Origin of the sequence: Novosphingobium sp. SG919, assembly GCF_012932495.1 — a bacterium.
GTDB classification, from domain to species: domain Bacteria; phylum Pseudomonadota; class Alphaproteobacteria; order Sphingomonadales; family Sphingomonadaceae; genus Novosphingobium; species Novosphingobium rhizosphaerae.
In genome coordinates, this window is record NZ_JABCNG010000001.1 from 652,453 (window position 1) to 666,735 (window position 14,283).

The 14,283-nt window shown below is 67.0% G+C and carries 13 protein-coding genes; 7 read left to right on the plus strand and 6 right to left on the minus strand.

Features of this window, described 5'->3' with window-relative positions; genetic code table 11:
- Positions 1–354: a YbaN family protein gene (locus tag FHT19_RS02980; protein ID WP_169473896.1), complete on the plus strand. Its 354-nt coding sequence runs from the start codon at positions 1–3 to the stop codon at positions 352–354.
- Positions 355–362: 8 nt separating this feature from the next.
- A complete protein-coding gene (locus FHT19_RS02985; RefSeq protein WP_169473897.1) occupies positions 363–1,160 on the plus strand; it encodes an MOSC N-terminal beta barrel domain-containing protein in 798 nt (265 codons plus the stop codon).
- Positions 1,161–1,163: 3 nt separating this feature from the next.
- Here the strand turns inward: FHT19_RS02985 and FHT19_RS02990 are convergent, their stop codons facing one another.
- Positions 1,164–1,679, minus strand: a complete 516-nt coding sequence (locus FHT19_RS02990) for a sterol desaturase family protein (RefSeq protein WP_168554307.1) — start codon at positions 1,677–1,679, stop codon at positions 1,164–1,166.
- Between the two features lie 168 nt (positions 1,680–1,847).
- On the opposite strand from FHT19_RS02990, the gene FHT19_RS02995 reads away from it, so the two are divergent.
- From FHT19_RS02995 to leuD, 5 genes are all read left to right on the plus strand, one after another.
- Positions 1,848–2,234, plus strand: a complete 387-nt coding sequence (locus FHT19_RS02995) for a hypothetical protein (protein ID WP_169473898.1) — start codon at positions 1,848–1,850, stop codon at positions 2,232–2,234.
- A 106-nt stretch (positions 2,235–2,340) separates the two neighbouring features.
- Complete coding sequence (gene leuC / locus FHT19_RS03000) at positions 2,341–3,771, plus strand: 3-isopropylmalate dehydratase large subunit (protein ID WP_169473899.1); 1,431 nt, start codon at positions 2,341–2,343, stop codon at positions 3,769–3,771.
- Positions 3,772–3,800: 29 nt separating this feature from the next.
- On the plus strand, positions 3,801–4,268 hold the full coding sequence (locus tag FHT19_RS03005) for a DNA-deoxyinosine glycosylase (protein WP_248290242.1): 468 nt from the start codon (positions 3,801–3,803) through the stop codon (positions 4,266–4,268).
- A 57-nt stretch (positions 4,269–4,325) separates the two neighbouring features.
- A complete protein-coding gene (locus tag FHT19_RS03010; protein ID WP_248290243.1) occupies positions 4,326–4,490 on the plus strand; it encodes an isopropylmalate isomerase in 165 nt (54 codons plus the stop codon).
- A 66-nt stretch (positions 4,491–4,556) separates the two neighbouring features.
- Positions 4,557–5,159 (plus strand): 3-isopropylmalate dehydratase small subunit, encoded by a 603-nt coding sequence (gene leuD, locus FHT19_RS03015; protein ID WP_169473900.1) that lies wholly within the window; start codon positions 4,557–4,559, stop codon positions 5,157–5,159.
- A 32-nt stretch (positions 5,160–5,191) separates the two neighbouring features.
- On the opposite strand, the gene FHT19_RS03020 is transcribed toward leuD, so the two are convergent.
- The 5 genes from FHT19_RS03020 to FHT19_RS03040 are packed head-to-tail and all read right to left on the minus strand — an operon-like array spanning position 5,192 to position 14,258.
- A complete protein-coding gene (locus FHT19_RS03020; RefSeq protein ID WP_169473901.1) occupies positions 5,192–6,085 on the minus strand; it encodes a transglutaminase family protein in 894 nt (297 codons plus the stop codon).
- Positions 6,082–8,592, minus strand: a complete 2,511-nt coding sequence (locus tag FHT19_RS03025) for a circularly permuted type 2 ATP-grasp protein (RefSeq protein WP_248290244.1) — start codon at positions 8,590–8,592, stop codon at positions 6,082–6,084. The genes FHT19_RS03020 and FHT19_RS03025 overlap by 4 nt, the downstream gene beginning before the upstream one ends.
- Before the next feature lie 5 nt (positions 8,593–8,597).
- Positions 8,598–12,011, minus strand: a complete 3,414-nt coding sequence (locus FHT19_RS03030) for a transglutaminase family protein (RefSeq protein ID WP_169473902.1) — start codon at positions 12,009–12,011, stop codon at positions 8,598–8,600.
- A gap of 59 nt (positions 12,012–12,070) precedes the next feature.
- Positions 12,071–12,775 (minus strand): trimeric intracellular cation channel family protein, encoded by a 705-nt coding sequence (locus tag FHT19_RS03035; protein WP_168554312.1) that lies wholly within the window; start codon positions 12,773–12,775, stop codon positions 12,071–12,073.
- A gap of 22 nt (positions 12,776–12,797) precedes the next feature.
- Entirely contained in the window at positions 12,798–14,258 is a 1,461-nt protein-coding gene (locus FHT19_RS03040) for a DUF4403 family protein (RefSeq protein WP_169473903.1), read from the minus strand.
- Positions 14,259–14,283: the final 25 nt, after the last annotated feature.

The following is a 14,283-nucleotide window of genomic DNA, read 5'->3' on the forward strand; positions in this document are numbered from 1 at the left end:
ATGGTCCGCCGCCATCTCTGGACCGGCGCGGGCCTGTTCTTCGTGGGGTTGGGCACGGTGGGGGCATTCCTGCCGCTGCTGCCCACGGTGCCGTTCCTGTTGCTGGCGGTGTTCTGCTTTGCCCGCGGCAATCCCGCGTGGGAGCAGCGCCTGCTCGATCACCCCAAGTGGGGGCCGCCCTTGCGCGAATGGCGCACGCGCCGGGCCATTCCGCGCCGCGCCAAGAAAGCCGCGCTGGCGACGATGGCGGTGAGCGTGGCGGTGACGGCTTTTACCGCCGGATGGCCCTGGGTGCTGATCCCGGCCGGCGTCATGGTGCTGAGCGGCACATGGATATGGACCCGCGCGGAATAGGACGCCCCATGAGGATCACGCACATCTATCGCTATCCGGTCAAGTCGATGGGCGGGCAGGCGATGGAACGCGCCAACCTGACGTTGCAGGGGCTGTCCCAGGACCGGCGCTGGATGATGGTCACGCCCGAGGGGCGCTTTCTCACCCGCCGCGAATTGCCGGCCATGGCGCTGGTGCGGGCGCAGCCGCATGACGATGGCGGCGTGATATTGCACCATGCCGATGCGTCCTCACTGTCGGTTGCCGTGCCGACCACGGCCGAACGCCGCCTGGTCAAAGTGTGGAGCGACAGCGTGGCGGCAACACCGGCCGATGCAGCCGCCCACGACTGGCTCTCGGCGCGCTTTGGCCGGCCGGTGCACTTGGTCCACATGGGCGAGGATGTGGTGCGCGGGGTCGATCCCGCTTATGGCCGTCCGGGCGATACCGTCGGTTTTGCCGATGGATTTCCGCTGCTGGTCACGACCCAGGAATCGCTCGACGCGGTCAACGCGCAATTGCCCGCCCCCATCGCCATGGCGCGCTTTCGCCCCAACCTGGTGATCGCCGGGGCACCCGCTGCCTTTGCCGAGGATGGCTGGACCCGCTTGCGCATCGGCGCCATCACGCTGCGCCTGGTCAAGCCATGCACGCGCTGCGTGATCACCACGCAAGACCCCGAAACCGGCGAAAGCGAAGGGCGCGAGCCGCTCGCCACTCTGCGCAAGATGGGCCGGCTATGGCAGCGCCAGCCGATCTTCGGGGTGAATGCCATTCCCGATGGCGTGGGCGAGGTGGCTGTGGGGACTCTGGTGGAACTGGCCTGAGGCCTATTCCACCGCCTCGCGCAGCACGGCAATCCCCGCCGCGCGCTGGGCTTTCAGTTCCTGCTTCAACACCGCCGGATCGCGCGCGACGACAAAGCCGAAGCTGACGCCGCCTTCCTTGCCGATGGTGGCGTGGTGCAGCTTATGCGCCTGGACCAGTCGCTTGGCGTACCCGCGCTTGGGCACCCAGCGGAACCAGCGTTGGTGCACCAGGCCATCGTGGATGAACGTGTAGATCAAGCCGTAGACCAGCACCCCCAGGCCGATCCACGTGCCCGGCCACCAGGCATGCGCACCCAGAACCAGCGGGCTGCCCACGGCGAACATCGAGATCGAGATCGCTGCGCCGACCACGGCATAGAGGTCGTTCTTTTCCAGAAAGCCATCGTGCGGTTCGTGATGATCGCGGTGCCAGGCCCAGCCAAAGCCATGCATGATATATTTATGGCTGGCCCAGGCGACCAGTTCCATGGCGGCGGCGGCGGCCAGCACGATGGCGATGGCAAGCAGGATGTCCATGGGGTTGCCCTATAGCGCCCTGCGCGCGTGGGGGCGATGCGTTTTATCGTGCATTCTTGCTGCAACCCGAACGATGCGCTCGCGTTTGGTTCAGCATCACTTTGCAAGAACCGCGGCGTTGCAGCGGAATGTTCCAGGAACGCCGCCCGCAAAGAAGGAGTGCATGCCATGAAGAAGCTGATTCTCGCCGCTCTCATCCCCGCCACGATGGGCCTTGCCGCGCCGGCCTTTGCCCAGATGCCACCGCCGCCCCCGGGTGGCTGGCACCATGGCCCTGGCGATGGCGGGTGGATGAACCCCCAGCGCAACGACGCGATTCGCCGCGATATCGATGGCCTGAGCATGGCCATTGATCGTTCGCAGCAGAATCGCACGATCTCGTACCGTGAAGCCAATGGCCTGCGCCGCGATGTCTATGGCATCAAGCGCGCCTATCGCATCGCCGCGCGCAACGGCCTGTCGCGCCAGGACGTGCACGATCTGGCGCGTCGCGTGAACGTGGTGCGCATGAAGCTGCATATGGAACGCGCCGACTGGGATCGCGATCGCTGGTGATCGCAGGCCGCCTTGCGCGGCCTCAGATAGAAAATGACATGTCGCCCCGGCCATTCTTGCCCTTTCATGCTTGAAATGCGCCGGGGCGATGCTTAACCGCACTAGCATGACCAGCACCGGCAAGACGCTCTACGAAAAGATCTGGGACGCGCACGTTGTGGAGAACCGCGACGATGGCACGAGCCTGATCTATATCGACCGCCACCTCGTTCACGAAGTGACGAGCCCGCAGGCGTTCGAAGCCCTGCGCCTTGCCGGGCGCAAGGTGCGCCGCCCCGATCTTACGCTGGCGGTGCCCGATCACAACCTGCCCACCACCGCGCGCCGCGATGCCGCGGGCAACCGCATTCCCATTGCCGATCCCGACTCTGCGCAGCAGTTGGCCATGCTGGAGCGCAATGCCCCCGAATTCGGCATCCGCTATATCGGCGATGCCGATGCCGCGCAGGGCATCGTCCACGTCGTCGGCCCGGAACAGGGCTTTTCGCTGCCCGGCGCCACGATCGTGTGCGGTGACAGCCACACCGCCTGCCACGGCGGGCTGGGTGCGCTGGCCTTTGGCATCGGCACGTCGGAAGTGGAACACGTGCTCGCCACGCAGACCCTGCTGCTCAAGCGCAGCAAGACCATGGAAGTGCGCGTCAACGGCACGCTGGCGCCGGGCGTTTCGGCCAAGGACGTGGTGCTGCATATCACCGGCGTGCTCGGCGCATCGGGCGGCACCGGCTATGTCATCGAATATACCGGATCGGTGATCCGCGACCTGTCGATCGAAGGACGGTTGACCGTATCGAACATGGCGATCGAGCATGGCGCCCGCGCCGGCCTGATCGCGCCTGACGAAAAGACCTTCGCTTATGTGAAGGGCCGCCCCTATGCGCCCAGGGGCGCCGACTGGGACACGGCCGTGGCCTGGTGGAAGAGCCTGGCGACGGATGCGGATGCACAGTACGACAAAGTCGTGGTGATCGATGCGGCGGACATCGCGCCTTCGGTCACTTGGGGCACCAGCCCCGAAGACGTGCTGCCGATCACCGCCAGCGTGCCCGCGCCCGACAGCTTTGCCGATCCTTCCAAGCAGGAAGCTGCGCGCAAATCGCTGGAATACATGGGTCTTGAGCCGGGTACCGCGCTCAATTCGGTGGAAATCCAGAACGTGTTCATCGGCAGCTGCACGAACAGCCGGATCGAGGACTTGCGTGCCGCCGCCGCCATCCTGAAGGGCCGTCACAAGGCAGACAACGTGCGCTGGGCGATCGTCGTGCCCGGCTCTGGCTTGGTCAAGGCCATGGCCGAGGATGAAGGCCTGGACGTGATCTTCAAGGACGCGGGCCTGGAATGGCGCGAGCCGGGCTGCTCGGCGTGCCTGGGCATGAACCCGGACAAGGTGCCCGCCGGTGAGCGCTGCGCATCCACCTCCAACCGCAATTTCGTCGGCCGCCAGGGGCCGGGTGCGCGCACCCACCTGGTCAGCCCGGCGATGGCGGCTGCCGCGGCCGTTACTGGCCGGTTGACGGACGTGCGCGAGCTGGTCTGATCGACTTTCGCAAGTCCGCCTTTGCCCCGGTGGTCAATGCGCAGACCCGTGTGCTGGTCTGCGGCAGCCTGCCGGGGGAGGCGTCGCTCGCTGCGCAGCGCTATTACGCCCACCCTGCCAACCAGTTCTGGCGGCTGATCGGCGGCGTAATCGGGCAGGATCTCGTGCCGCTGGATTATCCCGCGCGGCTCGACGCGCTGCTGCGTGCCGGCATCGGCCTGTGGGACACGGTGGCGAGCGCGACACGCGCCGGTAGCCTCGATACCGCGATCCGCGCAGCGCAACTGGCGCCCTTGGCACAGCTTGCCGCCAGGCTGCCGGTCTTGCGCGCGATCGGTTTCAACGGCGCCACCGCCGCGCGCCATGGCCGCGCACAAATGGCAGATTTGCCTGACATTTCATTCATTCAACTGCCGTCAAGCAGCCCGGCCTATTGTGCCGTTACACTGGCGCAAAAGCAGCAGGCGTGGAGTTGTCTTCAGACATTCCTCGATTGAACGTTGCATTGTGCGGCAACCGGGCCAATTCTTGCGGCCCGTAACAAGGAGGAAGGCGTGTCCAAGAAGGAAAACTGGGCCGGAACGGCTGTCCTGGCAGGGGCTGCAGCGGTCGGTTCGGCGGCGCTCGCAGCCGCGCTGCTCTATAGCAACCGTCGCAAGGACCGGGCCAACAAGCCGGCCAAGGAATCTCCGCTGGGCGACAATCCCGAAACCGATTGAGCGCAGCCTTGCCCGACACGCTATTTCCGCCGTTGCGCCGGGCGCGGCGGCGGCTATAGCGGGGGCATGGAACCGGTAAACCACATCGAAGGCCGCGCCATTCCGTTCGGCCGCAAGAACATCGACACCGACGTGATCATCCCGGCCAAGTGGCTCAAGACGATCAGTCGCGAGGGGCTGGGCCGTGGCGCCTTCGAATCGCTGCGTGCCGATCCCGACAACCTGTTCGACAGCGAAACCTTCAAGGGATCGCCGATCCTGATCGCGGGCGACAACTTCGGTTGCGGTTCCAGCCGCGAGCATGCCGCCTGGGCGCTGCTCGACCTGGGCATCAAGGCGGTGATCGCGCCGTCGTTTTCCGACATCTTTTCCGGCAATGCCTTCAAGAACGGCATCCTTACCGTGGTGATGCCGCAGGAACAGGTCGATCGCCTGCTCGAAGTGGCGCAGACCGACCCAATCTCCATCGATCTCGATGCGCAGACCGTGACCACGCCGTTCCAGGATCGCTTTGCGTTCGAGATCGACGCGTTCCGCAAGCATTGCCTGCTCAACGGCCTCGACGAAGTGGGCCTGACCCTGGCGCGTGGCGACGCAATCGGTGCGTTCGAAGCGCAATTGGCCGATGCGCGGCCGTTCCTGGCCCAGGGCACTGGCGTCCCTGCCTAAGGGGTAGCCGCGCAGCAAGCGCGCGCGGGCCATCAGTCGACTGGCTCCTCCACCGGGGCCACGTCGACGCAAACCCGCAGGCGCTGGCCGCCTCCACCATGGAACACGCCATCCATCGGCGCGACATCGGCATAGTCGCGCCCCATGGCCGTGAACACGTGGTCGGTCGAAGCGAGCACCGCGTTGGTGGGATCGAACCCGACCCAGCCCAATTCGTCGCCGCACCACAGCGCGGCCCAGGCGTGGGTGGCGTCGGCACCCACCAGGCGGGGCTGGCCGGGCGGGGGCAGGGTGCGCAAATAGCCGCTGACATAGGCGGCTGGCAGGCCATGCCCGCGCGCCGCCACGATCATCACATGGGCAAAATCCTGGCACACCCCATGGCGGGCGCGAAAGGCTTCCGCAGGCGGGGTGTCGGCCGTGGTCGCGGTGCCATCATAGGTGAATTCGTCGTGGATGGCGTGCATCAGCGCAAGGCCTGCGTCCATCACGCTGCGCTTGCCCGCCAGGATACTGCCGGCCCAGCCGACGATCTCGGGGGAAAGCGGCGTCATGGCCGACGGATAGATATAGCTCGCCGGGCCCAGCGCCGAAAGGTCGCGATGCGCGGCGGCGCAGGCACCGATCTCTGCCACGCTGGGCGTGACCGCCTGGGCCAGGTCGGCCGCAGCCGGCGTCACTTCCACGCGGAACGTGCTTTCCACGTCCAGCCGATCGAGCGGCTCGCGAATGAACAGGCGGCTGCGGTTGACCAGGAAGGGTCCGGCTTCCTCTTCCATGGTCCAGGGTTGCGGCGAGACGGAGAGGCGGAACTGGCTAACCGATTGCGTGGGCCAGGGCGCGGGACGCAGGCGCAAGTTGAACCGGGCGAGGCGGACAGGCGCGTCGTAATCGACGCGTGTTTGATGGCGAATATCGTAGATCACGCGAGCAGGCTGCCACCGGCCGGGTTTCCGGCCTTTTCGAATTGCAGGAAATAGCGGGTGGATATCGTGTCGGACAGGGTCAGCAGCCGCTGCTCCACATCAGCCAGCCGCGCGAGGTTCCAGCTGGCCACGGGCAGGCTGGACAAGGGCGCCAGGATGGCACGCGCTTCCAACAGCGGGGCTTCGGGCAGGTTGTCTTCGCCCAGCGAAGGCAGCGCTTCGATATGGCCGACCAGGGTCTGCGCCTGAAACGCCAGCGAGCGCGGATTGGTGGGGTCGAGCAGCAGCAGGTCGAGCACCGGCGCCGTGCTGGGCGCGGCCAGATAGCGCGCGCGATAGGTGATCTGGCTGTCCGACAGGTCGAGCAGCACGCCCAGCGCTTCGGGTGTCTCGATCTGCGCAGACAGCGCCCGCAGCGTCTGGCATAGCGCCACTGCGCGTTCAAGGCGGCGGCCCATGTCGAGGAAATGGCGCGATGGGCCCAGCGTGAAGTTTTCCGCCAGCAGGCCAGACAGCGCGGACAGGCGCTCGATCAATTCGCGCGCGGCCCGCAACAGCGCGCCCGGGCGGTGGCCGTCCATCGGTGGCAGCGGGCGGCTGGCGATGCGCCAGAAATCGGTGGTGAAGCGATCGCGCAGAGTCAGCGCCGTGGCGCGGATCGCGGCAAACAGCGCGCCGACCGAACCGTTCATCGCCGTGTCGGCCAACGCCGCGCGGCAGGCTTGGGGCACGCCCAACCCGGCATCTTCGCGCTCGATTGCGCCCCAGCTTACCATCAGGTCTACCAGCCGCGCGATCACCTCGGGATTATGCCCGGCGGCCGCGTCCACTTCGATCGAACTGCCAAGTACGGCGCGCACCACGCGCACGGTGGTTTCCGCACGCTCCATATAGCGGCCGAACCAGAACAGATTGTCGGCCGCCTGGCTCGCCAGGATGCCCCCGCCGCGTCGCACCGCCGGCGGGGCGCCCAGTACCGAAGGCGTGGCGCTGACCGTGGCGACATCGACGGCGGTGTCCACCACGCAGACATCGGCGGAAATATCGCCTTCGCCCATCATCGTCGTGACCATTTCGCCCGACGAGGACAGGCGGGCAAAGCCGCCGGGCATGACGCTCCATTCCCCTGCCGCATTGCGCGCCAGGAAAGCGCGCACGGTAAAGGCGCGCGGCACGAACGCTTCATCGATCAGCGCCGGCGTGGTGGAAAGAGTAACGATTTCCTGGCCGCAATAGTCCACCGGGCGGCGCTCCATCGCAGCGAGCAAGGCCCTGCGTTGCGCGGGGCTCAGGCTGCGCCCGGCCACGGGGCGGCCCTGGGGCAGGCCGGCCACTTCCACCCCGAACGCCGCGGTGATCATCAACTGGTCCAGCCGCGCGGCGACGTCCTGCGCTTCGCGGGGTTGGCCGCACCACCAGGTGGCGACGTTGGGCAGGATGGGCTCTTCGCCCAGCAGGGCCGAGAACAGGCGCGGCATGAACGCGGCAAAGGCCGGCGCTTCGAGCACTTCGGCCCCCGGCCAGTTTGCCAGGGTCACGCCGCCACGGTCCAGCGCCTCGAACAGGTCGGGCACGCCGATTGCCGATCGCGCATCGAAGCGCAGCGGATCGAGCGCGTTGGTATCGATCCAGCGCCACAGCGCGTCCACCCGCTTGGGCCCGGCGATGGTGCGCACATAGAGCCGGTCGTCGCTCACCGTCAGGTCGCGGCCTTCGACCAGGGGGAAGCCCAAGTAGCGCGCGAGATGGGCCTGTTCGGGATAGGACTGGTTGAAGCGGCCGGGCGTGAGCAGGGCGATGCGCGGGTTTTCGCGCTGGCATTCGCGGGCGATGCCGCCGCGCAGATCGGAAAAGAACTGGGCCACGCGACGCGCGCGCATGTCGGTGAGCAGGCTGCCGGTCACGCGCGAAAGCGCCAGGCGGTTTTCCAGGGCATAGCCGATGCCGTTGGCCAGGCGCAGGCGATCGCCCAGCACGCGCCACTGCCCGCGCGGGCCGCGCGCCAGGTCTACCGCATAGACGTGGATATGCGGGCCGCTGCGTGGGCCCACGCCCACCATCGATCGGGCGAAATAGCGGCTGCCGGCAATGAGCGCGGCAGGCAGATGGCCATCGGCCACCAGGCGCCCTTCGCCATAGATGTCTTCCACCACGGCTTCGAGCAGGCGGGCGCGTTGCACCAGGCCGCGTTCCACCTGGGTCCATTCCTGGGCGCCGACGATCAGCGGCATGGGCGAAAGCGGCCAGTCGCGCTCCTCGTCCTCGCCGGTCAGGCGGAACGACATGCCCAGATCGAGGATCTGGCGGCCGACCAGTTCCTGCACCGCGACGCCGGCTTCCTCGCGCAGGGCCATCAGCCCTTGCGCCGCCTGCTGCCAGGCCTGGGCCACATCGGGCGCCGCATGGCGATAGAGATCGCCCGCACCCACATCCACCGGATAGCCGGCCAGCCCCACGGGCGGGCGCCGGCCCGCCGGCGATGGCGGGGTTTCGGGCAGGGTGGCCACCGTGGTCAGGCCAGCCCGGCGGGGCGGCGCAGGTCGAGCGTCATCGGGAATTCCCCAGGCATTTCGGCCGGCGGCACCGGCAGGGGGCCGGGCGAATGGCCATGGTCCTGAAACCGTGCGCGCCGCCGCGCTTCGGCTTCATAGCCGTTGATCGGCACCGAATCGTAATTGCGCCCCCCCGGATGGGCCACATGATAGACGCAGCCCCCCAGCGAGCGCTGGCTCCAGGTATCGAAGATATCGAACGTGAGCGGCGCATGGGGCGGCAGCATCGGATGCATGCAATTGGCCGGCAGCCAGGCCTTGTAGCGCACGCCGCCCACCGCTTCGCCGGGCGTGCCGGTATAGCTCAAGGGCACGCGGCGCCCGTTGCAGGTGATTACGTGGCGGCCCGGCACGAGGCCGGCCGCGCGCACTTGCAACCGCTCGGTCGAACTGTCGACATAGCGCACGGTGCCGCCGATCGCGCCGGTTTCGCCCAGCACGTTCCAGGGTTCGAGCGCATGGCTCACTTCCAGGTGCACGCCGCCCCCTTCCACCGCGCCGTGTACGGGGAAGCGGAACTGGCGCTGCGCTTCGAACCACACGGGATCGAAATCATAGCCTGCGCCGCGCAGATCGGCCAGCACATCGAGGAAATCGGTCCACACGAAATGCGGCAGCATGAACTTGTCGTGCAACTGCGTGCCCCAGCGCACCAGCGGGCCATCCACCGGCTGGCGCCAGAACCAGGCACATAGCGCGCGCAGCAGCAATTGCTGGGCGAGCGACATGCGCGCATCCGGCGGCATCTCGAACCCGCGAAACTCGACGAGGCCCAGCCGCCCGGTGGGGCCATCGGGCGAAAACAGCTTGTCGATGCAGATTTCGGTGCGGTGGGTATTGCCCGTCACGTCTACCAGCAAGTTGCGGAACAGGCGATCGACCACCCAGGCGAGCGGCTGGGGCTGATCCGGGCCGGGCACTTGCGATAGCGCGATTTCCAGCTCGTAAAGCCCGTCGTGCCGCGCTTCGTCGATGCGCGGCGCCTGGCAGGTGGGGCCGATGAACATGCCGGAAAACAGATAGGACAGGCTGGGATGGCGCTGCCAATAGATCACGAACGACTTGAGCAGATCGGGCCGGCGGATGAACGGGCTGTCGAGCAGGGTCGGCCCGCCCAGCACGATGTGGTTGCCCCCGCCGGTGCCGATGGCGCGGCCATCGACCATGAACTTGTCGGCCGTCAGCCCAATTTCGCGGGCGCAGCGATAAAGCGTTTCGGTGATGTCCACCGATTCCGCCCATGAGCCGGCAGGCTGGATGTTCACTTCGATCACGCCGGGATCGGGCGTGACTTTGAGCACCATCAGCCGCGGGTCGGGCGGTGGGGGATAGCCTTCGATGCGCACCGGCAGGCGGGTTTCCTCGGCCACGGCTTCCACGCTGGCAATCAGGTCGAGATAGTCTTCCAGCGTTTCGACCGGCGGGATGAACACGCACAAGTGATCGCCGCGCGGCTCCACGGTGATCGCCGTGCGCACCGCGCCTTCGATGGCGATGGTCTGTTCCACGCGGCTCTGCCGCACCGGATCGGCACTGTGCCGCTCATGCCCCTGCGCCCGCGCCTCGCGGCTGCGATCCTCGTGGGACATCTCGCCGGGCGTGAGCGCATCGCGCGTCTGCACCGCGCGTTCCACCACTTGCGCGCGGAAATCGGCCAGCGGTTCGCGTGGCTCGGCCGTGTCGCGTGGGTGAATATAGGGATAGGCCGAGGGCGGCACGTAGGGCAGCGAATTGAGCGGCAGGCGATAGCCCAGCGCGCTGTCGCCCGGCACGGCAAACAGCGCGCCGCGGCGCAGCTTCCACTTTTCCGAATACCAGTGGCCGGCGGCATGGGCGCGGCGCGTCTGCCAGGGCTGTTGCCGCTGGATCGGCAGGACATGCCCCACCGGCTTGGTCAGCCCGCGCTGGAACGTGCGGACAAAGCGCTGGCGCACTTCGGGATCGTCCAGCTTGGGATCGGTGGGCTCGGTGTTTTCGGGCAGGTCCGCCTCGCGCACGATCCATTCCAGTGCGTCTTCGTAGACCGGGGCGACATTCTCGGGGGCCACGCCCAGCACGGCGGCCGTCTCGCGCAGGAACAGCGCGGCGTCGTCGGCATCCACGCCGGTGACGCTGTCATCGGGCAGGCGATCGCCGGCGATCAGGCTTTCATCGCGCCAGATCGGCACGCCGTCCTTGCGCCAATAGATCGAATAGCCCCAGCGCGGGAGGCTTTCGCCCGGATACCACTTGCCCTGGCCGTGGTGCAGCAGCGATCCCGGCGCAAAGTGATCGCGCAGCTTGCGGATGAGCCGGTCGGCGTACCAGGCCTTGGTGGGCCCCACCGCGCTGCTGTTCCATTCGGGCGCCTCGAAATCGCCATCGGCCACGAACGTGGGTTCGCCGCCGATCGTCAGGCGCACGTCCTGGTTGGCAAGGTCGGCATCGACTTGCTGGCCCAGCGCATCGAGCGCGTCCCAGCGCGCATCGGTGAACGGCTTGGTGATGCGCACCGCTTCGGCAATGCGCGAAACCTGCATTTCGAAATGGAAATCGGAATGCACCGGTTCCAGCACCACACCTTCGATCGGCGCGGCGGAGCGATAGTGCGGCGTGGCGCAGAGCGGAATGTGTCCTTCGCCAGCAAACAGTCCCCAGGTGGCGTCCAGTCCGATCCAGCCCGCGCCCGGCAGATAGACTTCGGTCCAGGCATGCAGGTCGCACACGTCCTGCGCCACGCCGGCCGGGCCATCCACCGCGGCGACATCGGGCGTCAGCTGGATCGAATAGCCCGAGACGAAACGCGCGGCAAAGCCCAGGCGGCGCAGCAGATGCACCAGGAGCCAGGCCGAATCGCGGCACGATCCGCTGCCCACGTCGAGCGTTTCCTCAGGGCTTTGCACGCCCGGCTCCATGCGGATGACATAGCCGACCGCCTGGTTGACCGCCTGGTTGATCGCCACCAGGAAGTCGATCGTGCGCCCCTGGTGGCCGGTAAAGCGCGCCAGCAATTCATCGAACAGCGGGCCTTGCGCTTCGGTTTCAAAGCAGGCGGCCAGATCGGCTTTCAGTTCCTCTGCATAAACAAAGGGATAGGTTTCGGCATATTCCTCGACAAAGAAATCGAACGGATTGATCACCACCAGATCGGCAAGCAGGTCGACCGAGATTTCGAAGTGATCGATCGGATCGGGAAAAACCACCCGCGCCAGCCAGTTGCCATAAGGGTCCTGCTGCCAGTTGATGAAGTGATTGGCCGGGCTGATCTTCAGCGAATAGTTCGGCACGGCAGTGCGGCTGTGCGCCGCCGGCCGCAATCGGATCACCTGCGGGCCCAATCGAACCGGCTTGGAATAGGTATAGCGCGTGAGGTGATGGAGGCCCGCCTTGATCATAAGACGGGAGGGTGCCCCAATTCATGCTGCGCTGCAACGCACAATCCGCTGGCGTGCGATCAATCCGTGTCTGCGTGGGCAGGGCGGCCGCCATAGGCCGGGATCGCCAGTTTCCAGCGGATCGCGGCGGCACGCAGGGCAAACCCGGCCAGTGCCGATACCGCCCAGACCCAGCCCTTGGGCAAGTGCAGCGCCTGTCCTGCCGAACAGAGCGCTGCGGCCAGGGCTGCGGCGGTGACATAGAGTTCGGGCCGCATGATGATCGACGGGCGCCCGGCAACACAATCGCGGATCACCCCGCCCACGCAGCCGGTGATCACGCCCATGATGAAGGCCGGAACGGGAGGGATGCCATAGGCCAGCGCCTTGGTCGTGCCCAGCACGGCATAAGCGCTGAGCCCCACGGCATCGGCCCATTCCAGCGCGGCGCCGCGCCACCAGCGGTGCGGCGTGATCCAGCACACCACCGCCATGGCCAGGCAGACCAGCGCCACCCAGCGATCGTGCACCCAGAACACTGGCGCTCCGATCAGCAGATCGCGCACCGAGCCGCCGCCCACACCGGTGATCACCGCGAAAAAGCACATCGTCACCAGAGTCTGCCGCATCCGCGCGGCTACCAGTGCGCCAGACAGCGCAAACAGCGCAATTCCCGCCAGGTCTGCCACGCCGATCACGGCGGGCAGGGCCGGGGCCACCGCGTGGGGCAACGCGCTGGGCAGGGACGATGGCAAGGACGTGGGCAGCGAGGGGACCAGCGGCATGGACCATGCCATGCCTTGTGGTTCACCGCATGTCGAGGCTGACCGTCGCCGTTCCCGTTCCTTCCACCGGCAGGTAGAGACCCTGGCCCGCGGCCTTGAGACGGCCGGTGCGCACATCCTCGATCCGTGCGCGGATCACGAAATCGCCGGTGCGCTTGTCCGTCAGGGCGCGGTCGATCTTGGCCATCAGCTTGGCATAGTCGCGCTCGAAGTTCTGGGCGAGCGCGGCAGCGATGGTTTCCGAAAGACCTGGCGCGTTGGCCAAGCTTAGCAGCACGTCGGTCCCGGTGCTGTCGGTCACGCCCGAAACGGCAAGGTCGGCAAAGCTGACGACGCGCGAATTCGGCGCGTTGACCGGGGTGCCGGTCAGCCAGACGGTGCCGTGCGCGCCATTGGCGGCAAACTGCACGCCCACCGCCACCTTGCCGCCGGTGGTGCCATAGCAGGTCACCTTGCCGAACTGCGCCGTCACCGCCCCCAGGCCGGGAACATCGAACGGGCGGGCCGATCGCTTGACCAGCGCCCGCGCGATGACCGGTTCCAGTTCGCGATAATCGGCGATCACCGGAATGACGAACAGCATCCGCCCTGGCGCGCCATCAAGGGTGTGCAGCGGCGGCAGCGGGGCCGGGGTGGGATCGGGCGGACGGTTGCCGACGAAGGTTTCGGTTTGCGCCTGCATGCCCAGCTTGAGCACCAGTTGCCGCCCTTCCACCGCATAGCCGCCATAGCGCAGATCCTTGGGCGTGACGCGCATCCACACCGGCGGATTGGCGTGGTTGAGTTCCAGCGACGTAAACGCGCTGGCCCAGGCCTTGCCGATCTGGCGATCGAGATGCAGCTTGTCCAACTCGCTGGGCAGGGTGCGTTCCAGTTTGTCGATCACGCCCTTGAGCTTGGCATCGGCCTTGCTGGTGAACGTGATGCGCTGTCCGAGAAAATCGATGCCCGGCGCGTTGGTCCAGTCATAGTGGATATCGAGCGTGGCGCGTGGCTTCCAGTCGCGCGTCAGCGACAGGCGCACATGCGCGCGCACCACGGCGTCGCCGGTGGCGGTTTCCTGCTTGAGCACGCCGGCAATGTCGCGCGCGCGCACCGTTGCGTGCATCGGCAGCGTGATCACCAGGTCCTGCCCTTGTCCGGCCAGCGTGATCGGACCGCGCACCACGTTGCCCACGACGCGGCATTCCACGCGAGGCGTCTTGATCTTGACGCCCAGCACTTGGACTCGCTTCGACGCCAGGCAATCCTGGCCAGGCTGGTCGATCGACCACAATTCGCGCGGCACGGCCTGTTCGAGCGCAGCGCTGAGTTCATCGAGCCGGGCAACGATCGGCACGGCAATGGTGGAGGCCTGGGGCGGCAGGCTGATGGCGTCTGTGGCCCGCGGCGGCGCCTGGTTGGCCGGGCGGTGATGGCAGGCGACAAGCGGGATCGATGCGGCCAGCGCCAATGCGCTGCCGATCAGGAGAGAACGTTTCATGTGCAGTTGCCCCGTTTGGGCAGGA